General features: G+C 69.7%; 22 protein-coding genes. 10 read left to right on the forward strand and 12 right to left on the reverse strand.

The window, feature by feature from the left end; translation table 11 throughout:
• Window positions 1–25: 25 nt before the first annotated feature.
• A complete protein-coding gene (locus tag Q9R33_RS15335; RefSeq protein ID WP_311294286.1) occupies window positions 26–3,433 on the reverse strand; it encodes a pyruvate carboxylase in 3,408 nt (1,135 codons plus the stop codon).
• Between the two features lie 86 nt (window positions 3,434–3,519).
• Here Q9R33_RS15335 and Q9R33_RS15340 point away from each other — a divergent pair, with 86 nt between their 5' ends.
• Together Q9R33_RS15340 and Q9R33_RS15345 are read left to right on the forward strand one after the other, a co-directional pair.
• Window positions 3,520–4,329, forward strand: coding sequence for a ParA family protein (locus Q9R33_RS15340; RefSeq protein WP_056367081.1), 810 nt, complete (start codon window positions 3,520–3,522; stop codon window positions 4,327–4,329).
• Window positions 4,330–4,462: 133 nt separating this feature from the next.
• Entirely contained in the window at window positions 4,463–5,677 is a 1,215-nt protein-coding gene (locus Q9R33_RS15345; protein WP_056367080.1) for a PLP-dependent aspartate aminotransferase family protein, read from the forward strand.
• A gap of 30 nt (window positions 5,678–5,707) precedes the next feature.
• Here the strand turns inward: Q9R33_RS15345 and Q9R33_RS15350 are convergent, their stop codons facing one another.
• The 3 genes from Q9R33_RS15350 to Q9R33_RS15360 form a co-directional block, all read right to left on the reverse strand.
• Window positions 5,708–6,250 carry a MerR family transcriptional regulator gene (locus tag Q9R33_RS15350; protein ID WP_056367079.1) on the reverse strand — a complete coding sequence of 181 codons (543 nt, stop codon included), beginning with the start codon at window positions 6,248–6,250 and terminating at the stop codon, window positions 5,708–5,710.
• A 160-nt stretch (window positions 6,251–6,410) separates the two neighbouring features.
• Window positions 6,411–7,103, reverse strand: coding sequence for a MerR family transcriptional regulator (locus Q9R33_RS15355; protein WP_056367078.1), 693 nt, complete (start codon window positions 7,101–7,103; stop codon window positions 6,411–6,413).
• Complete coding sequence (locus Q9R33_RS15360; RefSeq protein ID WP_056367077.1) at window positions 7,103–7,606, reverse strand: FHA domain-containing protein; 504 nt, start codon at window positions 7,604–7,606, stop codon at window positions 7,103–7,105. Before Q9R33_RS15360 ends, Q9R33_RS15355 begins: the two co-directional genes overlap by 1 nt.
• 166 nt (window positions 7,607–7,772) lie before the next feature.
• Between Q9R33_RS15360 and Q9R33_RS15365 the strand changes: the two genes are divergently transcribed.
• Window positions 7,773–8,123: a hypothetical protein gene (locus tag Q9R33_RS15365; RefSeq protein WP_056367076.1), complete on the forward strand. Its 351-nt coding sequence runs from the start codon at window positions 7,773–7,775 to the stop codon at window positions 8,121–8,123.
• Window positions 8,124–8,187: 64 nt separating this feature from the next.
• Here the strand turns inward: Q9R33_RS15365 and Q9R33_RS15370 are convergent, their stop codons facing one another.
• Window positions 8,188–8,589, reverse strand: coding sequence for a hypothetical protein (locus Q9R33_RS15370; RefSeq protein WP_056367075.1), 402 nt, complete (start codon window positions 8,587–8,589; stop codon window positions 8,188–8,190).
• A 106-nt stretch (window positions 8,590–8,695) separates the two neighbouring features.
• Here Q9R33_RS15370 and Q9R33_RS15375 point away from each other — a divergent pair, with 106 nt between their 5' ends.
• Window positions 8,696–9,376 carry a copper resistance protein CopC gene (locus Q9R33_RS15375; protein ID WP_311294287.1) on the forward strand — a complete coding sequence of 227 codons (681 nt, stop codon included), beginning with the start codon at window positions 8,696–8,698 and terminating at the stop codon, window positions 9,374–9,376.
• Window positions 9,377–9,386: 10 nt separating this feature from the next.
• Complete coding sequence (lpdA, locus tag Q9R33_RS15380; protein WP_311294288.1) at window positions 9,387–10,784, forward strand: dihydrolipoyl dehydrogenase; 1,398 nt, start codon at window positions 9,387–9,389, stop codon at window positions 10,782–10,784.
• Window positions 10,785–10,963: 179 nt separating this feature from the next.
• Here the strand turns inward: lpdA and Q9R33_RS15385 are convergent, their stop codons facing one another.
• Together Q9R33_RS15385 and Q9R33_RS15390 are read right to left on the reverse strand one after the other, a co-directional pair.
• Window positions 10,964–11,632 carry a CYTH domain-containing protein gene (locus Q9R33_RS15385; protein ID WP_311294289.1) on the reverse strand — a complete coding sequence of 223 codons (669 nt, stop codon included), beginning with the start codon at window positions 11,630–11,632 and terminating at the stop codon, window positions 10,964–10,966.
• Window positions 11,622–11,849, reverse strand: a complete 228-nt coding sequence (locus Q9R33_RS15390) for a response regulator (RefSeq protein WP_311294290.1) — start codon at window positions 11,847–11,849, stop codon at window positions 11,622–11,624. Before Q9R33_RS15390 ends, Q9R33_RS15385 begins: the two co-directional genes overlap by 11 nt.
• A 66-nt stretch (window positions 11,850–11,915) precedes the next feature.
• On the opposite strand from Q9R33_RS15390, the gene glgP reads away from it, so the two are divergent.
• A complete protein-coding gene (gene glgP / locus Q9R33_RS15395) occupies window positions 11,916–14,474 on the forward strand; it encodes an alpha-glucan family phosphorylase (protein ID WP_311294291.1) in 2,559 nt (852 codons plus the stop codon).
• A gap of 262 nt (window positions 14,475–14,736) precedes the next feature.
• On the opposite strand, the gene Q9R33_RS15400 is transcribed toward glgP, so the two are convergent.
• On the reverse strand, window positions 14,737–15,381 hold the full coding sequence (locus tag Q9R33_RS15400) for a DUF559 domain-containing protein (RefSeq protein WP_311294292.1): 645 nt from the start codon (window positions 15,379–15,381) through the stop codon (window positions 14,737–14,739).
• A gap of 539 nt (window positions 15,382–15,920) precedes the next feature.
• Here Q9R33_RS15400 and Q9R33_RS15405 point away from each other — a divergent pair.
• From Q9R33_RS15405 to Q9R33_RS15415, 3 genes are all read left to right on the forward strand, one after another.
• Window positions 15,921–18,440 (forward strand): rhamnogalacturonan lyase, encoded by a 2,520-nt coding sequence (locus Q9R33_RS15405; protein ID WP_311294293.1) that lies wholly within the window; start codon window positions 15,921–15,923, stop codon window positions 18,438–18,440.
• A gap of 132 nt (window positions 18,441–18,572) precedes the next feature.
• On the forward strand, window positions 18,573–19,304 hold the full coding sequence (locus tag Q9R33_RS15410) for a glutamine amidotransferase (protein WP_311294294.1): 732 nt from the start codon (window positions 18,573–18,575) through the stop codon (window positions 19,302–19,304).
• A gap of 75 nt (window positions 19,305–19,379) precedes the next feature.
• Entirely contained in the window at window positions 19,380–19,760 is a 381-nt protein-coding gene (locus tag Q9R33_RS15415; RefSeq protein ID WP_311294295.1) for a hypothetical protein, read from the forward strand.
• Window positions 19,761–19,780: 20 nt separating this feature from the next.
• Here Q9R33_RS15415 and Q9R33_RS15420 read toward each other — a convergent pair whose 3' ends face one another.
• Both Q9R33_RS15420 and Q9R33_RS15425 read right to left on the reverse strand, forming a co-directional pair.
• Window positions 19,781–20,548: an NAD(P)H-hydrate epimerase gene (locus Q9R33_RS15420; RefSeq protein ID WP_311294296.1), complete on the reverse strand. Its 768-nt coding sequence runs from the start codon at window positions 20,546–20,548 to the stop codon at window positions 19,781–19,783.
• Window positions 20,545–21,567, reverse strand: a complete 1,023-nt coding sequence (locus Q9R33_RS15425) for a YihY/virulence factor BrkB family protein (RefSeq protein ID WP_311294297.1) — start codon at window positions 21,565–21,567, stop codon at window positions 20,545–20,547. Before Q9R33_RS15425 ends, Q9R33_RS15420 begins: the two co-directional genes overlap by 4 nt.
• A gap of 86 nt (window positions 21,568–21,653) precedes the next feature.
• On the opposite strand from Q9R33_RS15425, the gene Q9R33_RS15430 reads away from it, so the two are divergent.
• The gene (locus Q9R33_RS15430; protein ID WP_056367065.1) at window positions 21,654–23,321 is read left to right on the forward strand and encodes a GspE/PulE family protein; all 1,668 of its coding nucleotides are present in this window, start codon (window positions 21,654–21,656) and stop codon (window positions 23,319–23,321) included.
• A 145-nt stretch (window positions 23,322–23,466) separates the two neighbouring features.
• Here the strand turns inward: Q9R33_RS15430 and Q9R33_RS15435 are convergent, their stop codons facing one another.
• On the reverse strand, window positions 23,467–24,705 hold the full coding sequence (locus tag Q9R33_RS15435; RefSeq protein WP_310249538.1) for a type II secretion system F family protein: 1,239 nt from the start codon (window positions 24,703–24,705) through the stop codon (window positions 23,467–23,469).
• A gap of 1 nt (window position 24,706) precedes the next feature.
• A complete protein-coding gene (locus Q9R33_RS15440; protein ID WP_311294298.1) occupies window positions 24,707–25,999 on the reverse strand; it encodes a type IV pilus twitching motility protein PilT in 1,293 nt (430 codons plus the stop codon).
• Window positions 26,000–26,004 lie beyond the last annotated feature (5 nt).

Below are 26,004 nucleotides of genomic sequence, written 5' to 3' on the forward strand. Positions count from 1 at the left end.
TTTCGGGCGGATGCCGCCCTCCAGGTTACTGGGCCGGACGGATGACGACCAAAAGGTCGCCGGCGTCGACCTGCGCGGTCTCGGCGATCACGAGGCGCTCGACGACGCCGTCGACGGGTGCGGTGATCGCCGCCTCCATCTTCATGGCCTCGATCGACGCGACCGGCTGGCCCGCCGTGACGGTGTCGCCGGCCTTCGCCTTGAGGGTGACGACGCCCGAGAACGGCGCTGCGACCTGGCCCGGCTTCGAGGTGTCGGCCCTCTCGGCCTGGCGCGCCTCGACCTTGATGCTGCGGTCGCGCACGAACACGGGGCGCAGCTGGCCGTTGAGGGTCGTCATGACCGTGCGCATGCCCTTGGGATCGGCTTCGCCGATCGCCTCGAGACCGACGTACAGCTGCACGCCCGGGTCGATCTCGGCGACGTGCTCCTCCCCCGGCTTCAGCCCGTAGAGGTAGTCGGGGGTGCCGAGCGCGGTCAGGTCGCCGTACGCCTCACGGTTCCTCTCGAAGTCGCGCGCAGGACCGGGGAACAGCAGGCGGTTGAGCGTGCGTCGGCGCGTCGCGGCGTCGCCGGCAAGGCCCTCCTGCTCCTCGGCGGTGAGCGGCGGGACGTCGATCGAGATCGTGCGGCCCGCGAGCACCTTCGTGCGGAAGGGCTCAGGCCAACCGCCAGGAAGGTCGCCCAGTTCGCCCGCCATGAAGCCGACGACCGAGTCGGGGATGTCGTAGTTCTGCGGATTCTCCTCGAAGTCGGCGGGATCGGCGCGCACGGCGACGAGCGCGAGCGCGAGGTCGCCGACGACCTTCGACGACGGCGTCACCTTGGGGATGCGACCCAGGATGCGGTCGGCTGCGGCGTACATGTCCTCGATGAGCTCGAAGTCGTCGGCGAGGCCGAGGGCGATCGCCTGCTGGCGCAGGTTCGACAGCTGACCACCCGGGATCTCGTGGTGGTAGACGCGACCGGTCGGCGACGCGAGGCCGGACTCGAACGGGCGGTACAGGTGGCGGACGCCCTCCCAGTACGGCTCGAGGTCGCTGACCGCCTGCAGGCTGAGGCCGGTGTCGCGGTCGGTGTGGGCGAGCGCGGCGACCAGCGCAGAGAGCGACGGCTGGCTCGTGGTTCCCGACATCGGAGCGGCTGCAGCATCCACCGCGTCCACTCCCGCGGCACTCGCCGCGAGCAGCGTCGCGAGTTGACCGCCCGCGGTGTCATGCGTGTGCAGGTGCACCGGAAGGTCGAAGTTCTCGCGCAGAGCCGTGACGAGCTTGGCCGCGGCCGCCGGACGCACCAGGCCGGCCATGTCCTTGATGGCGAGGATGTGCGCGCCCGACTCGACGATCTGCTCGGCGAGGCGCAGGTAGTAGTCGAGCGTGTACAGCTTCTCGGCCGGGTCGAGCAGATCGGACGTGTAGCAGAGCGCCACCTCGGCGACCGCGGTGCCCGTCGAGCGCACGGCGTCGATCGCCGGACGCATCTGCGACACGTCGTTCAGGGCGTCGAAGATGCGGAAGATGTCGACGCCCGTCGCGGCGGCCTCGCGCACGAAGGCGTCGGTCACCTCGACGGGGCGTGGCGTGTAGCCCACGGTGTTGCGGCCGCGCAGCAGCATCTGGATCGGGATGTTCGGCATCGCCGTGCGCAGCGCCTCGAGGCGCTCCCACGGGTCCTCGGCGAGGAAGCGCAGCGCGACGTCGTAGGTCGCGCCGCCCCATGCCTCCACCGACAGCAGCTGCGGCGTCATGCGCGCGACATGCGGGCCGACGCGGACGAGGTCGCGCGTGCGCACCCGGGTGGCGAGCAGCGACTGGTGAGCGTCGCGGAACGTGGTCTCCGTGACGGCGAGACCGCTCTGTGCGCGCAGGGCGCGGGCGAAGCCCTCGGGGCCGAGCTCGCGCAGGCGGTCGAGCGTGCCGGCGGGCGGCGGCGACGAGAGGTCGATGGCGGGCAGCTTGCTGCCGGGCGACACCGACACGGGCTTCTCGCCGTAGGGGCGGTTGACGGTGACGTCGCCGAGCCAGTTGAGCAGCTTCGTCGCACGGTCGCGCGACGGGTTGCTCGTGAGCAGCTCGGGCCGCTCGTCGATGAACGAGGTGCTGACGTCGCCCGCGACGAAGGCGGGGTCGTCGAGCACCGCCCGCAGGAACGGGATGTTCGTGGAGACGCCGCGGATGCGGAACTCGGCCAGGGCGCGGCGGGCGCGCGCGACCGCTGCCGGGAAGTCGCGGCCGCGGCACGTGAGCTTCGCGAGCATCGAGTCGAAGTGCGGGCTGATCTGCGAGCCGGCAGCGGTCGTGCCGCCGTCGAGACGGATGCCGGCACCACCGGGCGAGCGGTACGTCGTGATGCGGCCGGTGTCGGGGCGGAAGCCCTGCGACGGGTCCTCGGTCGTGATGCGGCACTGCAGCGCCGCACCGCGCAGCTGGATGCGGTCCTGCGTCAGGCCGAGGTCGGCGATCGTCTGCCCCGCGGCGATGCGCATCTGCGACTGCACGAGGTCGACGTCGGTCACCTCCTCGGTCACGGTGTGCTCGACCTGGATGCGCGGGTTCATCTCGATGAAGACGACCTCGCCGGTGCGGGGCCCGGCGGTCTCGAGGAGGAACTCGACGGTGCCGGCGTTCTCGTACCCGATCGACCGCGCGAACGCGACGGCGTAGCCGTGGAGGGCGTCGCGGATGGCGGGATCGAGGTTCGGCGCCGGAGCGATCTCGATCACCTTCTGGTGGCGACGCTGCACCGAGCAGTCACGCTCGAACAGGTGCACGGTCTCGCCCGTCTTGTCGGCGAGGATCTGCACCTCGACGTGACGGGGTCGCTGCACCGCCTGCTCGAGGAAGACACGGGCGTCGCCGAAGGCGCTGCCGGCCTCGCGCATGGCCTCGGCCAGCGCGGGCGCGAGTTCTTCCTTGCGCTCGACCCGCCGCATCCCCCGCCCGCCGCCGCCCGCGACGGCCTTCACGAAGATCGGGAACCCGATGTCGTCGGCCTGGGCGAGGAGTGCGTCGACATCGTCGGACGCGTCGGTGGAGCGCAGCACGGGCACGCCCGCGGCGATCGCGTGCTGCTTCGCGGTGACCTTGTTGCCGGCCATCTCGAGCACCTTCGAGGGCGGTCCGATGAAGGCGATGCCGTTCGCGGCGGCCTTCTCGGCGAGCTCGGGGTTCTCGGAGAGGAAGCCGTATCCGGGGTAGATGGCGTCGGCACCGGCCGCGAGCGCGACGCGGACGATCTCGTCGACATCGAGATAGGCGCGGACCGGATGGCCCTTCTCACCGATCTCGTACGACTCGTCGGCCTTCTGGCGGTGCAGCGAGCCGCGGTCCTCGAAGGGGAACACTGCGACGGTGCGCGCCCCCAGCTCGTATGCGGCGCGGAATGCTCGGATGGCGATCTCGCCTCGGTTCGCGACCAGGATCTTGCGGAACATGAGACCTCCGTGTGCGGCGGCGCAGGCGGGGCCCGAAAATCGGGCTGAGTGTGCTCTCAGCCTAGGGGACGGTAACGTGGTGGCTTGTGCACGTCCTATCCGTCAGCTCGCTCAAGGGTGGCGTCGGCAAGACGACCGTGACTCTCGGACTCGCGTCGGCGGCTTTCGCCCGCGGTGTCCGCACGCTCGTCGTCGACCTCGACCCGCAGTCCGACGTCTCGACGGGCATGGACATCCAGGTGGCCGGCCGCCTGAATGTCGCAGATGTCCTCGCCAATCCCAAGGAGAAGACGGTCCGTCAGGCCATCACCTCCAGCGGCTGGGCGAAGGTGCACCCGGGCACGATCGACGTCATGATCGGCAGCCCGTCGGCCATCAACTTCGACGGTCCTCACCCGAGCGTCCGCGACGTCTGGAAGCTCGAAGAGGCGCTCGCCACCATCGAGGCGGACTACGACCTCGTGCTCATCGACTGCGCGCCGTCGCTCAATGCCCTCACCCGCACCGCGTGGGCGGCCTCCGACCGCGTCATCGTCGTGACCGAGCCGGGACTCTTCTCCGTCGCCGCGGCCGACCGCGCCCTGCGTGCGATCGAAGAGATCCGCCGCGGCCTCTCCCCCCGCCTGCAGCCGCTGGGCATCGTGGTCAACCGCGTGCGCCCGCAGTCGATCGAGCACCAGTTCCGCATCAAGGAGCTCCGCGACATGTTCGGCCCGCTCGTGCTGAGCCCGCAGCTGCCCGAGCGCACCTCGCTCCAGCAGGCGCAGGGCGCCGCGAAGCCGCTGCACATCTGGCCCGGCGACTCCGCCCAGGAGCTCGCCGCCGACTTCGACTCCCTGCTCGACCGCATCATGCGCACCGGTCGCATCCCGGTCTCCGAGGACTCCCGCTCCTGATCGGACGGATGCTGCGGGCCGCAGCATCCGTGCGGGTGACCACTCTGCTCACTCGATGAGCAGATTGCGCTAGTTCTGCACGTCCGGGTGAGCTCGATTTGCCAATCGTCGCGATATCGCTGACCATATCGCCATGGCATCGATGACGCTGCACCCTGACAGCCTTGCCGTGCACGCCGGCCGCGACGATCTCGCGAGCCTGGGCGTGCACGCTCTCCCCCTCGACCTCTCGTCGACCAATCCCCTGCCGGGCATCGAGCTCGGCGGCATGTCCTACGAGGTCCTCGCGACCGGAGGCCACCCCTTCGAGGGCGGGTCGAACGTCTACGCGCGACTGTGGAACCCGACCGTCGCGCGATTCGAGGAGGCTCTGGCGCGTCTCGAGCACGCCGAGGAGGCGGTGGCGTTCTCGTCCGGAATGGCCGCGGTCACCGCCGTGCTGCTGGCCCTCACACACGAATCCCAGAGGCGTCACGTCGTGGCCGTGCGTCCGCTGTACGGCGGCACCGACCACCTGCTGGCGTCGGGCCTGCTCGGCGTGGAGACCACGTTCTGCTCCCCCGACGATGTCGCCGCCGCCCTGCGCGACGACACCGCGCTCGTCGTGCTCGAGAGCCCGGCGAACCCGACGCTCGAACTCGTCGACATCCGCCGGGTGGCCGCTGCCGCCGGCGACGTGCCGGTACTCGTCGACAACACCTTCGCGACCCCCGTGCTGCAGCACCCGCTCGACCTCGGCGCGTCGCTCTCGCTGCACAGCGCGACGAAGTACCTGGGCGGTCACGGCGACGTCGTGGGCGGCGTCGTCGCGTGCGACGCGCGACTCGCCGCGGCGCTGCGGCGCACCCGCGCCATCACCGGCGCGATCATGCACCCGCTCGCGGCGTACCTGCTGCACCGCGGCCTGGCGACCCTCCCCGTGCGCATGCGCGCCCAGCAGGACAGCGCGTGCGTGGTCGCGGACTGGCTGCTCTCACGCCCGGAGGTCGCGCGCGTGCACTTCCCCGGGTTCGCAGACAGCGATCCCCGGGGTCTCATCGGCACCCAGCAGTCGGGTCCTGGCGCGATGATCGCGATCGAGCTCGCCGACGGTTTCGACGCCGCGGCGGCGCTGACAGCATCCGTCCAGCTCTTCACGCACGCGGTGTCGCTCGGCAGCGTCGACTCGCTCATCCAGCACCCGGCTGCGCTCACCCACCGGCCCGTCACCGCCGACGCCAAGCCCTCGGACGCGCTCGTGCGCCTCTCGATCGGCCTGGAGGATCCGGCCGACCTCATCGCCGACCTCGATCAGGCCCTCACCGCGACGGCGGGCGTGCGGGAACGGATGGAGTCCGCGCTGGGCTGACCCGGACGGAGCGGTGCGGCGCGCTGCGCTCTATGCGGAGCGGGCGGCGCGACGCACCGCGAGCTCGTCCGTCGGGTCGAGCTTCTCGACTTCGAATTCGAGGAGCTCCGACTCGACCTCGCGCAGCACCTTGCCGACGGCGATGCCGAAGACTCCCTGACCACGGCTGACGAGGTCGATGACCTCGTCGTTCGACGTGCAGAGATAGACGGATGCCCCGTCGCTCATGAGCGTCGTACCGGCCAGGTCGCGGATGCCGGCGGCGCGGAGCTGGTCGACGGCCGTGCGGATCTGCTGCAGCGAGATGCCGGTGTCGAGCAGGCGCTTGACGAGCTTCAGCACGAGGATGTCGCGGAAGCCGTACAGTCGCTGCGAGCCGGACCCGCTGGCACCGCGCACCGTCGGCTGGACGAGCTCGGTGCGGGCCCAGTAGTCGAGCTGGCGATAGGTGATTCCGGCGGCCTTGGCCGCGGCCGCACCACGGTAGCCGACCTCGTCGTCCATCGCGGGAAGACCGTCCGTGAAGAGGAGTTCTGCACTGAACGGCTCGCCTGGAGCAACGTCTCCGATCATGCTCGTTCCCCCCTCCGGATCGAATAGTTCCACGCTAGATCAGCCTCCCCCTCGCGGCAACGACATCCGGCGTTCAGGGGTCGGCGTGTCGCGCACTTCGCGCGTTTCACTCGCGAGCTCGCTCGACGACCGGTGCGTGAAGCGCGACGTACTCGGCACCTCAGGACAGCATGCGGTCGAGCGCCGCCCGCACGAAGATGGCCCGCACGTCGTCGAGGCGCCGGGTCAGTTCCGGCGCCAGCTCGCCGGCGCGGCCGCGGGACGAGGCATCCGTCCGGCGCAGCAGCGGCGCGAGAGCCGACTCGACGAGTGCGACATCGCGTTCGGCGCTCTGCCGCAGGGCGCGGACGTGGCGCGGCTCGATGCCGTGGCGGTCCAGCGCCACGAGGGCGCGCAGCAGCGTCACCGACTGCTCGGTGTACGACTCGGCGCCCGCGAGGATGCCGGTGCTGATGGCGTCGTTGAGCAGCTGGGGCGCGGCGCCGGCCGCCGACAGCAGCTCGTCGCGGCGGTAGCGGCGCGGCGCAGGCACGATCGACGGCGGCGGCACGGCGGTCGGTGTCGCGGGATCGCGACCGGCGTCGACATCTTCGAGGTAGTCGCGGATGACTGACAGCGGCAGGTAGTGGTCACGCTGCAGGGTGAGCGCGAGGCGCAGGCGCTCGAGGTCGTCCTGCGAGAACTTGCGGTAGCCCGACTCCGTGCGCAGCGGTGTGATGATCCCCTGGACCTCGAGGAAGCGCAGCTTGCTGGAGGTCAGTGCCGGGAACTCGGGCGACAGACGCGCGAGGACCTGACCGATGCTGAGAAGACCCGCGGACGACGCCCTGTCACGGGCGGAAGCCGCGGGCATCAGGCCTCCGTCGCCCTGGAGAGGTCAGCCGGTGAGACGAAGAAGTTGAGGCGGAACTTGCCGATGCGCACCTCGGCCCCGTTGGTGAGCGCGGCCCTGTCGACCCGCTCGCCGTTCACGTAGGTGCCGTTCAGCGAACGCTGGTCGACGAGCTCGAAGGCGGTCCCGGTGCGGTTGATCTCGGCGTGGCGGCGCGAGACGGTGACGTCGTCGAAGAAGATGTCGGCCTCGGGATGCCGCCCCACGGATGTGACGTCGGCGTCGAGCAGGTAGCGGGCGCCTGCGGTGGGTCCGGAACGGACGAGCAGCAGCGCGGCGCCGGACGGAAGGGCGTCGATCGCGTCGAGCTCGGCCTCGCCGAGCTCGCTGCCGAACGGCACGAACGACAGGTCGGAATCGTGGCCGAACGTCTGCGTCGTGTCGGCCGCGCGGTCGGACTCGTGCGCGTCGGACCCTGCGGCCCGGCGGATGTCGCCCTGATCGGGTCGGCGGTCGTGCTCCACGGTTTCCTCCTTCGTCCGGCCAGCCTATCCGATCGCCCCCGGCTCGGAAGAGGACGTTCGCCGTTCCCGCAATGTTTCGCCCCGTGTCACTCGACGTGCGGCCCACATGGCGGCCCTTCTACCCTGGCAGGACCGGCAAAGATCCGTTAACCAGAAGGAGATCACCGTGTCGAGCCCGCACAGCCACATCCCGCCCCTCGAGGTGCGTGAGGCTGCGGCGTGCATGTGCGACCACGGTGACACCTGCTCGTCCTACGCCCCCGGTCACGCGCTGCACCTGATCCAGGCGCGCCTCGCTTCGGCGACGCCGTCTGACTGGGCGGACGCGATCGTGGAGGCCTCCGACGAGCGCTCGGGCTTCGTGATCGTCCGCACGCTCGCCGACTGGACCCCCGTCGCCCTCTGGAACGGCACCGGCGCTGCCGCGGCCGCGACGCCCGGCACGCCGGTCGCGCTCCACGAGCGCTACCACGTGCTCGCCGTCGGCGGCGCGCGGTTCAACGTCCTCCGCGGCTGAGTCGGACGGCCCGCACCGCGCGTTTCGTCTCGCAGGTTCGCTCAACGAGCGATGGCGACGAGCGTCAGCTCATCGCCATCATCATGTCCTTCATGGCCATGCAGGCGTCCATGCACGCTTTGCAGGCCTGAGCGCACATCTTGCAGACCTCGCTGTGGTCCGCGTGCTCCATGCACTCGTCCATCGTCATCTGGCACATCGCCATGCAGGCGTCGAGCATCGACATCATGGTCGCCGGGTTCATGCCCTGCATCCGCATCATGGCGCGCATCATCGTGTTGCACATGTCGGCGCAGTTCATGCATGCGGGGGCGCACGACATCATCTGCGTGGAGCACACCGTGCATGCCTGCTCGCAGGCCGAGCAGGCGTCCATACAGGCCTGCATGACCGACATGTCCATCGCCTGCATGCCGGGCATCGACATCATGTCCTTCGACATGGCGCCCATCATCATCTGATCCATCTGCCGCATCCTTCCGCGTGTGGGGACGACGGGCAGGGGGCCCGCCATTGGCCAGGCTAGACCTCGCGGGGTCCGCAGCAAAGAGCCGGATAGGCTCGATCGGGTGATGTCACAAACTCTTCACAAGCCGCTTCCAGCCCGGGTCTGGGCATTCCTCGCCGCACTGCTCGTCGCCTTCGGCGTCGTCCTCGCGACGGCATCCCCCGCCCACGCGCACGACGAGCTGCTCGGCAGCGACCCGGCGCAGGGCAGCACGCTCGACGCGCTCCCGGCGCAGCTGACGCTCACGTTCAGCGCCGAGATCGCCGACGATGACGGCGCCTCGGTCGTGGAGGTGACGGATGCCTCGGGAGCGTCGCTCGTCGACGGCACACCGACCGTGCAGGACAACGTGCTGACGCAGCCGCTCGCGGGCGAGGCATCCGGTGCCGTCACGGTGCTGTGGAAGGTCGTCTCGAGCGACGGGCACCCCATCTCGGGCCAGTTCTCGTTCACGGTCGCGGGCGCGCCGACGCCCACCGAGACGGCGACCCCGACGCCCACCGCGACCGCGGTGCCGACCCAGTCGGCTGAGCCCACGCCGACCGTCACGAGCGAGCCCGTGGCAAGCGAGGGAGCGACCGCGCTGCCGTGGATCATCGCGGGCGTGCTGGCCCTCGCGCTCATCGCCGCGGTCGTCTACCTCCTGGTCTCCCGCTCCCGCCGCGAGAAGGCTCTCGCGAACGGCGCTGCCGGCCCGGCCGACGGCACCTCGCAGCCCGACTCCGTGCCCCCCACCGACCGATAGGCTTGAGACCATGCCTCATTACGACGTCGCCATCCTCGGCGCGGGGCCCGGCGGCTACGTCGCAGCCGTCCGCGCTTCGCAGCTCGGCCTCAAGGTCGCCATCATCGAAGAGAAGTACTGGGGCGGTGTGTGCCTCAACGTCGGCTGCATCCCCTCGAAGGCTCTCCTCAAGAACGCCGACCTCGCGCACCAGTTCCACCACAAGGCCGACCTGTTCGGCATCTCGGGTGACGTCCACTTCGACTTCGGAGTCGCGTGGGACCGCAGCCGCAAGGTGGCGGAGACCCACGTCAAGGGCATCCACTACCTGATGAAGAAGAACAAGGTCGACGAGTACGAGGGTCGCGGGTCGTTCGTCGACGCGAACACGATCGACGTCAAGAAGGCCGACGGCACGACCGAGCGCGTCACCTTCGACAACGCGATCATCTCGACCGGCTCGAAGGTGCGTCTGCTCCCGGGCGTGCAGCTCGGCGGCAACGTCGTGACGTACGAGGAGCAGATCCTCGCCCGCGACCTGCCCCAGTCGATCGTCATCGTCGGCGCCGGCGCCATCGGCATGGAGTTCGCCTTCGTGATGGTGAACTACGGCGTGAAGGTCACGATCATCGAGTTCCTCGACCGTGCGCTGCCGAACGAGGACGCGGACGTCTCGAAGGAGATCGCCCGCCAGTACAAGAACTACGGCGTCGACATCCTCACCTCGACCAAGGTCGAGACGGTCACCGACCAGGGCGACAAGGTCACCGTGACCTACACCGCCAAGGACGGCACCCAGGGCTCCATCGACGCCGACAAGGTCATGATGTCGATCGGCTTCGCCGCCAACGTCGAGGGCTTCGGTCTCGAGAACACCGGCGTGAAGCTGACCGACCGCGGTGCCATCGACATCGACGACCACATGCGCACCAACGTGCCGCACATCTACGCGATCGGCGACGTCACCGCGAAGCTGCAGCTCGCGCACGTGGCCGAGGCGCAGGGCGTCGTCGCCGCCGAGACCATCGGCAAGGCCGAGACCATGACGCTCGGCGACTACCGCATGATGCCGCGCGCGACGTTCTGCTCGCCGCAGGTGGCCTCGTTCGGCCTCACCGAGCAGCAGGCCCGCGACGCCGGCTACGACGTGAAGGTCGCGAAGTTCCCGTTCTCGGCGAACGGCAAGGCGAACGGCCTGGGCGAGCCCATCGGCTTCGTCAAGCTCATCGCCGACGGCGAGCACCTCGAGCTGCTCGGCGGCCACCTCATCGGCCCCGACGTCTCGGAGCTCCTGCCCGAGCTCACCCTCGCGCAGAAGTGGGACCTCACCGCTCTCGAGGCGGCGCGCAACGTCCACACGCACCCGACGCTGTCGGAGGCCGTGCAGGAGGCCTTCCACGGCCTCGCCGGCCACATGATCAACCTCTGATCAGCTGACGCCGAGCGCCCCGGACCTTCTCGGAAGGTCCGGGGCGTTTCGTCTCTGCGTTTCGACTCGCAAGCTCGCTCAACGACCGGGAGTTAAGGCACCGGGAGTGAAGGCACCGGTCGTTGAGCGAAGCGCGCTCTGGCGCGCGAAGTCGAAACGCCTCGGACTTTCGAGCAGCCTCAGGCGCCGAGAGTGCGGGCGAGCTTGGAATCGGATGCTGCGGCCCGGCCGCCTGCGGCATGCACCGCGGCTTCGGCCGCTGAGAGCAGCGCCGCGCGCGCCTCGTCCGAGGCGGGGGCGGCGGGGCCGAGTTCGAACTCCCACTCGCGCCAGGACCGTTGCGTGCCGGAGCGCTCGTCGGTGGCTGTCACGTGGTCGTCGACGAACTCCGCCACGAGGCCACCGCGCTCGTCCTGCAGCGCGAAGGCGTTGCGGCTGTTGCGGATGCGCGCGATCGGCGCGAAGTCCGACGCGCTCGCGATCTTCGAGACCGCGTCGGCGACAGCATCCGGGATCTCATCCACCGGGCTGATCGGCCAGTGCAGTTCGACCCGCCCGCCGTCGGCCCCGCGCGGGCCCTTGATGTGCCAGCCCTCGTCGGGGCCGCCGGTGCGGTGGCGGACCGCGTAGCCGGAATGGGCGAGCGCGAGGTCGTCGCTGTCGAGGTAGGTGGCGTCGAGGTGACGCAGCTCGGGCTCGCCGACTCTCGCCACACCGGGAAGCGCCGACCAGTCGGGCAGCGGCGTGGACTCGCCGACATCGAACTTGAGCTCGACCTCGACGCTGAGCGACGGACCGTTCGCTCCGGCGTCGCCGCCGGTCACGTCGGGAATGCGGTCAGTCGTCACGACCGTCCGGGTTCGGGTCGATGTCTTCGGTCGCCTCGACGTACACGAAGCGGGTCTCGGTCGGCCCGTCCTGGTCGCCCGCATGGGTCTCTTCGCCTTCGCGGCGGTAGACCAGCTGTCCCTCGCCGTAGGGGACGATGTACGAGTCGGAGACGGTCGGGTCGAGCGGAATGATCTGTCCGTCGAGGGGTCCGCCGTGCAGTCGTGCGAGTGCCATAGCGCCAGCGTAGACCCAACGACTTCCGTGCAAGCGCTTCCAGCTTTTGCCCCTAGAATCGCGAGCGTGAAGGCCATCCGAACGTTCACCGTCCGTCCCGTCCTCGCCGCATCCCTCGCCCCGCTCGACCGCCTCGCCTCCAACTGGCGCTGGTCGTGGAGTCGCGCGACGCACGCGCTGTTCGCCTCGATGGATCCCGTCCTGTGGGACGAGATCGGCGCGAACCCGGCACGGATGCTCGGCGCACTGGGCCAGGAGCGCCTCGACGAGCTCGCCCGGGACGAAGAGTTCGTCGCCCGCGTTCGTGAGGAGGACGAGCGCCTCACCGCATACCTCGAGGGCGACCGCTGGTTCCAGCAGCTCGAGGGCGACAAGCCCGCGCACATCGCGTACTTCTCCCCCGAGTTCGGCGTCGACGGCTCGCTGCCGCAGTATTCCGGCGGCCTCGGCATCCTCGCCGGCGACCACCTCAAGAGCGCGTCCGACCTGGGCGTGCCGCTGACCGGCGTCGGCCTCTTCTACCGCGCCGGCTACTTCCGCCAGTCGATCGGAGACGACGGCTGGCAGCGCGAGAGCTACCCGCTGCTCGACCCGTACGGCCTCGGGCTGACGCTCCTGCGCAACCGCGAGGGAGCGCCCGTCGAGATCGCGCTCGATCTGCCGGGCGACCGCCGCCTGCACGCCCGCGTCTGGGTCGCCGACATCGGCCGCATCCCGCTGCTGCTGCTCGACTCCGAGACGCCCTCGAACACCGACGAGATGCGCCGCGTCACCGACCGCCTCTACGGCGGCGGTGGCGAGCACCGCCTGCTGCAGGAGCTGCTGCTCGGCGTCGGCGGCGTGCGCGCGGTGCGTGCGTTCAGCGACCTGACGGGACGCCCGACCCCCGACGTCTACCACACCAACGAGGGCCACGCCGGGTTCCAGGGACTCGAGCGCATGTCGGAGCTCATCACGCACGACGGGCTGAGCTTCGACGAGGCCCTCGCGCAGGTGCGCGCCGGCACGGTCTTCACGACCCACACGCCGGTGCCCGCGGGCATCGACCGCTTCCCCCGCGACCTGATCGCCGACTTCCTCTCGAGCGGCCTGTTCCAGGGCCTCGACGCCGGCCGCGCGATCTCGCTGGGCCTCGAGACGTGGGAGGGCGGCGACCAGGGCGTCTTCAACATGGCGGTGCTCGGCCTGCACCTCGGCCAGCACGCCAACGGCGTCTCGGTGCTGCACGGCGAGGTGAGCCGTGGCATGTTCGGCATGCTGTGGCCGGGCGTCGACACCGACGAGGTGCCGATCACCTCGATCACCAACGGCGTGCACGCTCCGACCTGGGTGCACCCCGCGCTCAAGGCCGTGAGCGAGCGGGCGTGGGGCGATGCGCACACCGACACGCACGACTGGACCGACCGCGACGTCGTCAGCGACGCCGAGCTGTGGGGCGTGCGCCAGCAGATGAAGGGCGAGCTCGTCGCCGAGGCGCGGCGGCGGGTGGCAGCATCCGTCTCCAGCGGCTCGGCCGTGACGCCGGCCTGGGTGGAGGACCTCCTCGACCCGGAGGTGCTCACGATCGGCTTCGCGCGCCGCGTGCCGACGTACAAGCGCCTGACGCTCATGCTGCGCGACCCGGAGCGCCTCACGCAGCTGCTCACCGACCCCGAGCGCCCGGTGCAGATCGTGATCGGCGGCAAGTCGCACCCGGCCGACGACTCGGGCAAGATCCTGATCCAGCAGCTCGTGCGCTTCAGCCGCGACCCGAAGGTGCGCGGGCGCATCGTGTTCCTGCCGGACTACGACATCACGCTCGCGAAGGACCTCTACCCCGGCTGCGACGTCTGGCTCAACAACCCGCTGCGCCCGCTCGAAGCGTGCGGCACGAGCGGCATGAAGGCGGCGCTCAACGGCGCGCTGAACCTCTCGATCCTCGACGGGTGGTGGGACGAGTGGTACGACGGCGAGAACGGCTGGGCGATCCCCACCGCCGACACCGCGTCGAACGACGAGGAGCGCGACGACGACGAGGCGGCCGCCCTCTACGACCTCATCGAGCACCAGCTGGTGCCGCGCTTCTACGAGCGCGAGGGCGGCATCCCGCTGCGCTGGCTCGACATGGTGCGCCACACGATGACCGAGCTCGGCAAGAAGGCGACGAGCGACCGCATGGTGCGCGACTACGTCCAGCGCTTGTATGTGCCGTCGGCTGCGCACGACGTCGCGCTGCGCGCGAACGAGTTCCTCGAGGCGCGTGCGGTGGCCGCGTTCGTCAGCCGTGTGCGCGAGGCGTGGGGGCGCGTGTCGATCGCGAGCGTCGACAGCTCGGGCATCCCGCAGCAGGCGCAGGCCGGTGACACCCTCGAGGTGCGCGCCGACGTGCGCCTCGACGGCCTCTCGCCCGACGACGTCGCGGTGGAGCTGCTCTACGGCGCGACGAACGAGGACGACGCGCTGTCGCGCGACCACTCGGTGTACCGCCTCTCCCCCGGCGCGTCCGCGGCCGACGGCGCGACGGTGTTCAGCGGCACGCTCCCGCTCGGTGTCACGGGCACGTTCGGCTACACCGTCCGCGTGCGCCCCGCGCACCCCCAGCTCGTGTCGCCGGTGGAGCTCGGCCTCGTCACCTACGCCTCGTAGGACGTCGCACATGCCTCGGCGCACTGCGCCGGGCCGAGGCATCCGTCGTTCCTGGTGTTGTGGGCGTGCACAGAATCGGAGGTTCTGCGCGACACGCCGGGGCCGGGCGCCGGTAGCCGGCGTGTCGCCGAAAGTCTCCGATTCTGTGTTCCGGACCGACTCCATGCACACCCCGCACACAGAATCGGAGTCCTGGCCGACACGCCAGGGAACGGATGCTGCCACCCGGCGTGTCGGCGACAACATCCGATTCTGTGCACACTCAGGCGAGGTGCAGCCCGCGGTCGACGAGGCCGAGGATGGCGAGTTCGACGGTGTCCCAGTCGTGGACGACCAGGGCATAGTCGAAGCGGAGGGTGACGAAGCCCCACGCCGCTGCGTTCGCATCGCGCACGAGGTCCTTGTGTCTGTGCGACTCGCTGTCATGGTTGGGCGCGCCGTCGACCTCGACGATGAGGCGCTCGCCGATCACGAAGTCCACCCGACCGACCGAGGTGATCGACTGCTGCGTCCGCACCCGAAGCCCGCAGCGCCGAAGCCGCCACCGCAGCAACGACTCGAGCCCGCTGTCGGCATCGCTGCGAGCGAAGGCGATCGCCGCCCTCGCGCCGGCGTTCGTGCCCTTCCGCAGCCAGTCGAGGTCGGTCTTCGCCAGCATGCGCCGCCGCAGAGCCGACTCCAATGCCACAAAGAACCCCTCGAGCCCTTGGCACCGCAGGATCTGCCGCAGGACGACCCGGACCGACGGCACACCGAAAGCACTGCGTTCGGCGTCGTCCGGGTCGCTCCAGTGCACGACGCACGAGCAGTCCGGGTGAGAGTAGGCGCGCCCGTGACCGCGGAGCCCGACGTGCAACCCGTCACCGTGCTCCGCGACCCAGAGCCCATGGTGCTTCGCGGCGCTCACGCACGCGATCCAGCCTCCATGGGCCGCCGCTGTCCTGACGTCGTGGCACGCACCGAGGCGCTCGTACACGCCTCGCCGGGGCGAGATCAGTGAGCCATCGGCGAGCGCTGCGGCGATCCGCGACCGTGAAAGCCCCCATGCCCTCAGTTCTCGATACGTCGTGACGGCGGGCGGAGCGGCGGTGCACATCCGGCCAGACTCGCGGCCGCAGCATCCGCTCCCCCTTCCCCTGGGCCGAACTGTGGGCAGCCGGCGCGCGCGAGCCGATTGGGGAGGAGGCTCTCGGAGTGGTGGCCAGTGTGCACAGAATCGGAGGTTCCATACGACACGCCGGAGACGGATGCTGCGACCCGGCGTGTCGTGCCCGACCTCCGATTCTGTGCTCGCGGCGCCCACACATTAAATCGTTCCAATGTGCGCGGTGGGGTGGTTGACCCATGCGAAGTCGCTGACTAGGGTCGTGCGGGAAAACGTATTCCTACGTTTCCCCACACGGGCCCGACCCCAGCGGGCCGCAACCTCAGGAGAGCGATTCGACGATGAATCTCCGCAGCACCTCTGTCCGCGTGCTCGTGGCCGGCTCGGCCGCGTGCGCACTCACGCTCGGACTGGCGCAGCCCGCACTGGCCGAGCAGGCCTCCCCCGCCGGTGCCCAGCTCGAAGCCCTGGACCGCGGCCTGGTGGCCGTGTCGACGGGCGAGGGCGTGTTCCTCAGCTGGCGCCTGCTCGGCACCGAAGCCGGTCCCGCGACCGAGACCGGCGTGAGCGGCCCGTCGTTCGCGGTGTTCCGCGACGGCGAGCGCATCGCCACGGTCGACGACAGCACGAACTATGCCGACGCGGACGGGTCCGCAGCATCCGTCTACACGGTCGCTCCCGCGTGGAACGACGTGACCGGCGAGCAGTCCGCCCCTGTGTCGGTGTGGGGCGACGGGTTCTACGACCTGCCGCTGCAGAAGCCGGCGGGCGGCGTGACTCCGGCCGGCGAGGCGTTCACGTACTCGGCGAACGACGCGTCGGTGGCCGACGTCGACGGCGACGGCGCGTACGAGTTCGTCGTGAAGTGGGATCCCTCGAACTCGAAGGACGTGTCGCAGAAGGGCTACACGGGCACCGTCTACGTCGACACGTACGAGCTCGACGGCACGCTGCTGAACCGCATCGACCTGGGTGTGAACATCCGCGCGGGCGCGCACTACACGCAGTTCATGGTCTACGACTTCGACGGCGACGGCCGCGCCGAGACGATGCTGAAGACGGCGCCCGGCACGAAGTCGATCCGGTACAACGCCGACGGCTCGGTCGCGGCCGAGGCCGGCATCACGATGCTCGCCGAAGATCTCGCGGCCGGCTACACCGCGGCCGACGACTACCGCATGAGCGCCGCGGACTACCGCCAGCACCTCATCGAGATGTTCGAGGGCTGGTCGGAGCACCCCGAGGTCGTGGCGGGCAACTGGCCGGCGACCCTCGAGGAGGCGTTCGGCATCCCGGTGACGCACGAGTACCCGCTGTCGACCGCGTCGGCGACCGAGCTCGTCGACTACTTCATCACCACCTACGCACCGAGCCGCAGCGCACGCAACGACCTCACGACGTTCGAGGGCTTCATCGTCGACGGCCCGGAGTACCTCACGGTCTTCGACTCGGCCACCGGCGAAGAGCTCGAGACCGTGCGCTACGAGCCCGGCCGCGACGACGACGGCCTGCTGTGGGGCGACTACGCGATGGCCCGCATCGAGCCGGGCAACCGCGTCGACCGCTTCCTGGCGGGCGTGGCCTACCTCGACGGCACGCACCCCTCCGCGGTCTTCGCTCGCGGCTACTACACGCGCACGACGATCCACGCCTACGACTGGGACGGCGAGCACCTGACCACGCGCTGGGCGATCGACAGCGGCCACGTGCCGATGACGAACCCGTTCAACGACGGCCCGCACGGTCGTGACGGCACCGACCCGGCGTACGGCTCGATCACGACGCAGGGCTTCCACTCGCTGAGCGCGGCCGACGTGGACGGCGACGGCAAGCACGAGATCGTCTACGGCTCGGCCACCATCGACGACGACGGCGGGCTGCTGTACAGCTCGTTCGACACGCTGCCCGCGGGCAGCGCGGCGCCGGGCGAGAACGTGCGTCTCGGCCACGGCGACGCGATGCACGTCACCGACATCGACCCGAACCGCCCCGGACTCGAGATCTGGACGGCGCACGAGGGCGCCACGTTCGCACCGTACGGTTCGGCGATGCGCGATGCCGCGACCGGCGAGGTGCTCTTCGGCGCCTACTCGGGCCGCGACACGGGCCGCAGCATGATCGGCGACGTGCGCGCCGACGTGCCGGGCCTCGAGGTGTGGGCGAGCATGCCCAACGGCACCGAGGGATCGGGCCTGCTGAGCGCGACGAACGCGCCGCTCGCAGCATCCACCCCCGGAACCAACCAGTCGATCCGCTGGGCCGCCGACATGACGACGCAGATCGTCGACGGCGCCCTCGAGGTCACGCCCACCATCAAGGACTGGACCCGCGGCACCGTGCTCACCGCCACCGGCACGCGCACGAACAACGGCACCAAGGGCAACCCGTCGCTCGTGGCCGACGTGTTCGGCGACTGGCGCGAGGAGCTGCTCGTGCGCACCGTCGACTCGAGCGCGCTGCGCATCTACACGAGCACCGAGGCGACCACGCACAAGCTGCCGACGCTCATGCACGACGTGCAGTACCGCGCCGAGGTGGCCCGCCAGAACACCACCTACAACCAGCCGTCGTACACGAGCTACTACTTCGCGAGCGACATGGACTTCGCGAACGTGCCCGTGCTCACGACCGCGGCGACGCCCGGCACGCCGAAGTTCACCGACCCGAAGGGTTCGAACTCCGACCACGTGGTCGTCACGCCCGACCCGGCGTTCGACTACTACGTCAACGGAGTCAAGGCAGAGAAGCCGCTGGTCAAGGTGCCCGCCGGCTCGAAGGCGCAGGTGACCGCGGTCCCGAAGGCCGGCTTCGCCGTCGCCGCGGGTGCCGTGTCGACCTGGACGCACCAGTTCAGCAAGTAAGGATCGACGGATGCCTCGGCCCGGCGCACTGCGCGCCGGGCCGAGGCATCCGTGTTCCCGGTCGTTGAGCGAAGGGCGCTCTGGCGCCCGCAGACGAAACGCCTGCACGCTCCGCACACGTAGGCTGGTGCGGTGAAGCCGTTCGTCCTCCTCGCGACCCGGGCCGAGGACGCGCCGGCCGACGAGGAGTATGCGCTCTTCCTGCGGTACACCGGCCTCTCGCCCGACGAGCTCATCCGGGTGCGGCTCGAGGCCGAGCCGATGCCACGGATCGACCTCGATGAGGTGTCGGGGATCTTCGTGGGCGGCGGGCCGTTCAACGCGTCCGACCCGCTCGAGAAGAAGTCGCCGACGCAGCGACGGGTCGAGCAGGAGTTCGGCATCCTCCTCGACGAGGTCGTCGCGCGGGATTTCCCCTTCCTCGGCGCCTGCTACGGCGTCGGCACGCTCGGCGCGCACCAGGGCGCGGTGATCGACCGCACCTACTCCGAGCCGATCAGCGTCGTGCCCGTGACGGTGACCGAGGCCGGGGCGTCCGATCCCCTCCTCGCCGGGATCCCTGAGACCTTCGGCGCGTTCGTCGGACACAAGGAGGCGATCTCGCAGCTGCCCGCGTCGGCGACGCTGCTGGCGTCGTCGCCGACGTGCCCGGTGCAGATGTTCCGCGTCGGCGAGAACGTCTACGCGACGCAGTTCCACCCCGAGCTCGACGTCGAAGGCATCACGACGCGCATCCACGCCTACGCCGACTACGGATACTTCGCCGCCCACGAGCTCGAGCTCACACTGGCGGCTGTCCGCACCGCGGCGGTCACGCACCCGAGCCGCATGCTGCGCACCTTCGTCGAGCGCTACGCGCGCTGACCCCTTCGCACCGCCCGCGCGCGGTGATACGCTCCCCGCACCGGCTGCCTCCGCCTGGGGAGATCGAGGTGCGTCATGGGTTCGAAGAAGCTGCTCATCACGGGTGCAGTGATCGCCGTCGTCGCCGCGGCCGCGATCATCGTGCCGAGCGTCGCGTCGGGCGTGCCGTTGGCACGGGTGCTCCCCGCGACGAGCGTCGTCGCGCCGGCTGATGCGCCGGGCGGGCAGGGCAACGGGAAGGCGTGGGGCCACCATAAGGACGACCCCGCATTCCCGGGCAACAACGGCAACGCGTGGGGGCACGATAAGGATTCGCCGGACTTCCCCGGAAACAAGGGTGACGGCGACGACAAGCGGGACGACCCGGGCAACGGGAAGGGCAAGGCCTGGGGCCACCACAAGGACGACCCCGACTTCCCCGGCAAGAACGGCGAGGACGAGCAGAGCGACGAGTAGTCGCGGCGCGCACGCTGCGGTCAGTCGGTCGGCGCCGTCACGATTCGCAAGACGGATGCCTCGCCCACCGGCTCGACCGATTCCAGCGCCGTGCCGAGACCGATGTCGACCAGGACGATGTCGCCGGCGAGTTCGGGCCCGCGTCCGGTGACGAGTCCGGCCTTCACCGCGCCGAACGTGACGGTGACGGATGCTGCGAGCACGGCGTCGTCGGCGACGCCCGTGTCGGGGTGGAGACCGCTGGGGATGTCGACGGCGATGACGCGCGGCATCCGTCCTCCTCGCCGGAGGTGGTCGCGGATCGCCGTGACCGCACCGCGGGCTCTGCCGCGCAGGGCCGGATCGCTCGCGGCGCCGATGCCGAGGATGCCGTCGACCACGAGGGCGTAGTGGCGCACCGCGTCGTCGACTTCGGGGAGGTCGACGCGACGGACTCCGGCGGCGACCGCGGCGGCGAGGGCGGTGACGTGGAAGCGCTCCGAGACGAGCAGCGCGTCGACGTCGGCGATGCGGGAGAGGTGTGCGGCGGCGTAGAGAGCGTCGCCGCCGTTGTCGCCGGAGCCCACCAAGACGAGCACCCGCGGCCGCAGGGCGACAGGCGTCTCCCGGACCACGGGCTCGAGCACCCCGGTCAGCGTGACGACGGTGTCGGGCGTCTCGAGCTCTGCCCGGATGACGCCGGCGAGGGCCGCGGCGGCGCGGTGCATGAGCGGGATTCCGGCGTCGAGCAGGGGGCGTTCCGCCGCACGCACCTGTTCGGCGGTGAAGGTGGGAACGCGCTCGCTCATGTCGCCTGGTGCTTCTGTGCAGCGAGCTTCTCGCGCTCCGCGTCGGCGCGCGCGTGCTCGAGCTCTTCTGTGGCCACGCGCACAGCATCCTCCGCCTGACGCACGCGCCGCAAGGCGAACGTCGGAGAACCGAACCGCTCACGCACGCGGTCGACCCGCTGACGTTCGCTCACGATGATCCAGGTCGATGCGAGGAGGATGACCTGCGCCGAGAGGTTCAGCCACAGCAGCAGAGCGATGAGCGAGGCGAACGAGGCGAGCAGTGGGTTCGAACCGGCGCCGGCGACGAAGAGGGACGAGAGCTGCTGCAGCACCGTCAGCCCGATCGCGCCGATGACGGCGCCCGACCACAGCGACCCTGGGTGTGTCTTGACGCCGCTGAGCGACACGAACGCGACGGCGACGATCGCCATGTCGAGGAGGAACACGACGACGATCGAGACCGAGCGGGTGGCGAAGTCGGCGAATCCGGTATGACTGACGCCGAGCCAGTCGAGCACCGCCCCGACGAACGTGGTGCCGATGAACGTCGCGCCGGCCGACAGCACGAAGCCGCCGCCGATCGCGATGGCCAGGAGGAGGTTGCGCAGGATCACCCAGATCCAGAAGACGTCGTCGTGCACCTTGTCGGCGAGCGTGCGCAACGCGACGCGCAGCGACCCGATGGCGCCGATCGCCGCGCCGACAAGACCGACGAGCGCGATGATGCCCGCGATCGTGAGGCCTGCCGGCGCTTCGATGGTGCTGACGTCGATGAGGCCATCGCCGTCTGTTCCGAGCAGGCCGGGGATCGCAGCATCCACCGCATCGATCAGCGATTGCCACGCCGCGGGGTTGTCGGCGAGCCACACGGAGGCGAACGAGAAGCCGAGGAGGACTCCCGCGAACACCGAGAACAGCGAGCGGTACGTGATGCTGTCGGAGAGCATGGGGCCGCGGCGTTCGAGGTAGTGGAACCAGACGCGCACCGGTCGGAGGGAGAGTGCCCAGGCCGTCAGCTTCGCGATCAGGTCCGCCATGGCACGACCTTATCGAGCACGCACCTGCGAGCAGCCCGGGGTTGACGCGCGCCACATAGTATGTGGTTGGGGATAGGGGTGTTGCCGTGAGAGGTCTCGCACAGACGCTGGTGCTCACAGGAGCAGTCAGGGCTGCCGACATGTCGGCAGCCCTCGCTCAGGTGGGCGAAGGTCCGGAGCTGCAGCGCTTGCTGGTGAGCTCGAAGCTGGTCACCGAGGGCCAGGTCGCCGAGGCGATCGCCCTGCACACGGGCCACCGTTACGTCGACCTCGCCGAGATGCCGCTCGACCCCAACGTGGTCGCTCTCGTGCCCGGCAACCTCTGCCGCAAGTACGGCCTCATCCCCGTCGACCGCCGCGGCGAACGCCTGACCGTGGGCGTGCTCGACCCGACCGACATCGTCGCGCTCGACGACGTCGCCTCGATCACGGACCTCTTCGTCGAACCCGTCGTCGTCGCCGAAGACGCGCTGCTGAACATGTTCGAGCGGTTCCTGCGCTCGGACGAAGAGCTCAGCGAGCTGTCGATGACGATCGAGGAGTCGAGCGAGGCCAACCAGGCCGCGTTCACCGAGAGCCTCGAGGAGCAGGACGACACCGCCCCCATCGTCCGGTTCGTGAACCTGCTGATCGCGCAGGCCATCAACGACCGTGCGAGCGACATCCACGTCGAGCCGGGCGAGAAGCAGCTGACCGTGCGGTTCCGCATCGACGGCGTGCTGCACGAGATGCAGAAGGCCGACCGTGCGATTCAGGACGGCATCATCTCGCGACTGAAGATCATGTCGTCGATCGACATCGCCGAGAAGCGCAAGCCGCAGGACGGCCGCCTCTCGGTCACGCACGAGAACCGCACCGTCGACCTCCGCGTGGCGACCCTTCCCACGGTGTGGGGCGAGAAGATCGTCATGCGAATCCTCGACAACACCGGCCAGACCATGGGGATGCGCGACCTGCTGTTCTCGCCCACCAACGAGAAGCGGTTCCGCGAGGCGATCACGAAGCCGCACGGCATGATCCTCGCGACCGGGCCGACGGGGTCGGGCAAGTCGACGAGCCTCTACACGGCGCTGCGATCGATCGCGAACCCGAAGATCAACGTCATCACCGTCGAGGACCCGGTCGAGTACCGCATCGCTGGCATCAACCAGGTGCAGGTGAACAACCGCGCCGGGCTCACGTTCGCCACTGCTTTGCGGTCTATTCTGCGGTCGGACCCGGATGTGGTGCTGGTCGGTGAGATCCGCGACTTCGAGACCGCGAACATCTCCATCGAAGCGGCGTTGACGGGGCACCTGGTGCTGTCAACGCTGCACACGAACGACGCTCCCTCTGCGTTGACCCGGCTTTCCGAGATCGGGTGCGAGCCGTTCCTGGTGGCGACGGCGCTGTCAGCGGTGATCGCACAGCGGCTGGCGCGGCGGCTGTGCATGCGCTGCCGTGAGCCGCTGGTGGAGAGTTCGGAGGTGCTGAGTGCCCTGGGCTTCCCGCATGACCCGGCGGATGTGCCCGAGCTGTACAAGGCGGTGGGATGCCCCGCCTGCAGCAACACCGGATACCGCGGGCGCGTCGCACTGCACGAGGTGATGACGCTGAGCGACGAGATCGAGTCGCTGGTCGTGACGCGGTCGACGGGGTCGGAGATCCGTCAGGTGGCGATCGCGCAGGGGATGATCTCGCTGCGCGAGGACGGGTGGTCGAAGGTCGCGCAGGGGCTGACGACTATTGAGGAAGTGCTTCGGGTCACGGTGTGAGGCGGAGCGCGCTTCGCGCGCGCTGTGCCTATCCCGGGGCTCCGTCCCTCGTCCGTTGAGCGAGCGAAGCGAGTCGAAACGCCCTGAACCCGGCGCAAACTCAACGACCGGCGCCCTGCGCACCGGCCGTTGAGTTCCCCAGCTTCTATGCCTGCTTGGCGAGCTCCCCGTACAGGGTGAAGATCGGCAGGTACAGCGAGATCACCATGCCGCCGATCACGATGCCGAGCCCCACGATGAGGATCGGCTCGATCGTCGACGACAGCTGTGCGGTCGCGGTCTCCACCTCGTCCTCGTAGAAGTCCGCGATCGACGCGAGCATGTCGACGAGCGTGCCCGACTCCTCGCCCACCGACACCATCTGGGGCACCATCGCCGGGAAGACCTCGGCCTTCGCGAGCGGTGCGGCGAACGAGCGACCCTGACGGATCGATTCCTGTACATCGCGCACGGCCTGCTCGATCTTCCAGTTGTTCGACGCCTGCCCGACGATCGCGAGCGCCTGGATGATCGGCACGCCGGCATTCAGCATCATCGAGAGGTTCCGCGCAAAGCGTGCGACGGCGATCTTCGTGGTGAGCTTGCCGAACACGGGCATCTTCAGCTTGATCGGATCGACGAAGCGGCGGTACTGCTCGGTGTGCCGGTTGGCCCGCCACCAGATCAGTGCAACGATCACGACCAGCACGAGGGCCGGCAGCATCCACCACATGTTGTTCGAGATCGTCACGAGGATCTGCGTGGGCAAGGGCAGCGACGAGCCGAGGCCCTTGAACATGCCCTCGAAGATCGGCACGACGAACGTCACCATCACCAGCACGCCGATGATCGCGATGATGAGCACGATCGCGGGATACGTCACCGCCGCACGGATCTTGTTGTGCAGCTCGGCTTCGCGCTGGTAGTTGTCGGCGATCGAGCCGAGCGCGCTCCCGAGGAAGCCGCCCGCCTCGCCGACCTTGATGATCGACAGCATCAGCGGTGGGAACGTCTGCGGGTGCCGCGCCAACGCCGCCGAGAACGACGACCCCGACTCGACATCGGCCTGCACCTGTACCAACGCCGGCTGCAGCCTCTTGTCGTCGGTCTGCTCGATCAGGATCGCCAGCGTCCGCATGAGCGGGAGACCGGCGTTGATGAGCCCCGCCATCTGACGGGAGAACACCGCGAGCGTGCGCGCCGATACCGTCTTGGTCGCGCCCGGCAGCTTGATGTCGCGGTTGAGTCCGGTGTTGGACTTGAGCGTGACCTCGAGCGGTGTAAGCCCCTGAGCCTTCAGCTTGCCGGTGACAGCCGACTCGCTCGCGGCCTCGATCGTGCCCTTCACGACCGATCCGGCGCGCGGGTCGACGGCCCGGTAGACGAACTCCTGTACGACGGCCATGTCAGCCCTCCCCGTTCGCGGCGGCCCACGCTTCGAGATCGTCGACGCCGCCCCACTCGACATCGCGCGCGGTCGGGTCGACCCGGCCGCCGACGGTGGGCGTGCCGAAGCGCGATCCCATGCCGATACCGGTGCCCTGCGTCGCGTTCGCTGCGGGAGCCGTGAGCTCCCCCTGCCGCCATTCCCCGGCGTGGTGCGCCCACTCCTCCGCGTCGAGGTCGCGCGGCTTGACGTAGACGCCGTCGAGGCTCTTCGGATCGACCGCGAAGTCCATCGCGACGTTGCGTGCGATGGTGCCTTCGGCGACGAGGCGGCGAAGATCCTGGTCGAGCGTGTGCATGCCGAGCTCGGAGCCGGCCTGCATCGCCGAGTAGATCTGCGCGACCTGGCCCTCGCGGATCATGTTCGCGACGGCCGGCGTGTTGATGAGCACCTCGGTCGCGATCGTGCGTCCGTTGACCTGCGCGAGCGGCAGCAGCGTCTGGCTGATGATGCCCTGCAGCGTGTCCCCGAGCTGCGTGCGGATCTGATGCTGCTGGTCGGCCGGGAACACGTCGATGATGCGGTTGATGCTCTTCGCCGCGCCCTGCGTGTGAAGGGTCGACAGCACGAGGTGGCCGGTCTCCGCCGCCGAGAGGGCAGTCGAGATCGACTCCGGGTCGCGGAGCTCGCCGATGAGGATCACGTCGGGGTCCTGACGCAGCACGCGGCGCAGCGCCTCGGCGAACGAGTTCGTGTCTCGCCCGACCTCGCGCTGATGGACGAGCGAGCGCTTGGACTGGTGGTGGAACTCGATCGGGTCCTCGATGGTGACGATGTGCGCCGGTACGAGCTGGTTGACGATGTCGACCATCGCCGTGAGCGTCGTCGACTTGCCCGAGCCGGTGGGGCCCGTGAGCAGCACGAGTCCGCGGGGCCTCAAGGCAAGGTCACGGGCGATCGTCGGGGCGCCGAGTTCCTCGAGCGAGTACACCCGGTCGGGGATGTACCGCAGGGCGATCGCGATCGAGCCGAGCTGACGGTAGACGTTCGTGCGGAAGCGACCGATACCCGGCGTCGCGTGGGCGAGGTCGACCTCGCCGTGCTCCATGAACTCGCGACGCTGTCCTTCCGTCATAAGCTCGAACGCCGTGCGCTCCACCCACTCCGTCGACAGCGGGGCGGGGTAGGCCTCCACCGGCACGAGGTCGCCGTCGACGCGCAGCAGCGGCGGCGCTTCGGCGGTGATGTGAACGTCCGACGCGCGGTGGCGGGCACCGTACGCGAGGAGCTTCTCGAAGTCGAGGTCTTCCATGATCC

This window comes from Microbacterium sp. PRC9 (genome assembly GCF_031844125.1).
Lineage (GTDB): Bacteria > Actinomycetota > Actinomycetes > Actinomycetales > Microbacteriaceae > Microbacterium.

Bases quoted from the DNA above. Each gene is read 5' to 3' on its own strand.
- Q9R33_RS15335 (WP_311294286.1), bottom strand. From the start codon at position 3,433: ATGTTCCGCAAGATCCTGGTCGCGAACCGAGGCGAGATCGCCATCCGA.
- Q9R33_RS15345 (WP_056367080.1), top strand. From the start codon at position 4,463: ATGGCATCGATGACGCTGCACCCTGACAGCCTTGCCGTGCACGCCGGC.
- Q9R33_RS15350 (WP_056367079.1), bottom strand. From the start codon at position 6,250: ATGATCGGAGACGTTGCTCCAGGCGAGCCGTTCAGTGCAGAACTCCTC.
- Q9R33_RS15355 (WP_056367078.1), bottom strand. From the start codon at position 7,103: ATGCCCGCGGCTTCCGCCCGTGACAGGGCGTCGTCCGCGGGTCTTCTC.
- Q9R33_RS15370 (WP_056367075.1), bottom strand. From the start codon at position 8,589: ATGGATCAGATGATGATGGGCGCCATGTCGAAGGACATGATGTCGATG.
- Q9R33_RS15375 (WP_311294287.1), top strand. From the start codon at position 8,696: ATGTCACAAACTCTTCACAAGCCGCTTCCAGCCCGGGTCTGGGCATTC.
- lpdA (WP_311294288.1), top strand. From the start codon at position 9,387: ATGCCTCATTACGACGTCGCCATCCTCGGCGCGGGGCCCGGCGGCTAC.
- Q9R33_RS15390 (WP_311294290.1), bottom strand. From the start codon at position 11,849: ATGGCACTCGCACGACTGCACGGCGGACCCCTCGACGGACAGATCATT.
- Q9R33_RS15405 (WP_311294293.1), top strand. From the start codon at position 15,921: ATGAATCTCCGCAGCACCTCTGTCCGCGTGCTCGTGGCCGGCTCGGCC.
- Q9R33_RS15415 (WP_311294295.1), top strand. From the start codon at position 19,380: ATGGGTTCGAAGAAGCTGCTCATCACGGGTGCAGTGATCGCCGTCGTC.
- Q9R33_RS15420 (WP_311294296.1), bottom strand. From the start codon at position 20,548: ATGAGCGAGCGCGTTCCCACCTTCACCGCCGAACAGGTGCGTGCGGCG.
- Q9R33_RS15425 (WP_311294297.1), bottom strand. From the start codon at position 21,567: ATGGCGGACCTGATCGCGAAGCTGACGGCCTGGGCACTCTCCCTCCGA.
- Q9R33_RS15435 (WP_310249538.1), bottom strand. From the start codon at position 24,705: ATGGCCGTCGTACAGGAGTTCGTCTACCGGGCCGTCGACCCGCGCGCC.
- Q9R33_RS15440 (WP_311294298.1), bottom strand. From the start codon at position 25,999: ATGGAAGACCTCGACTTCGAGAAGCTCCTCGCGTACGGTGCCCGCCAC.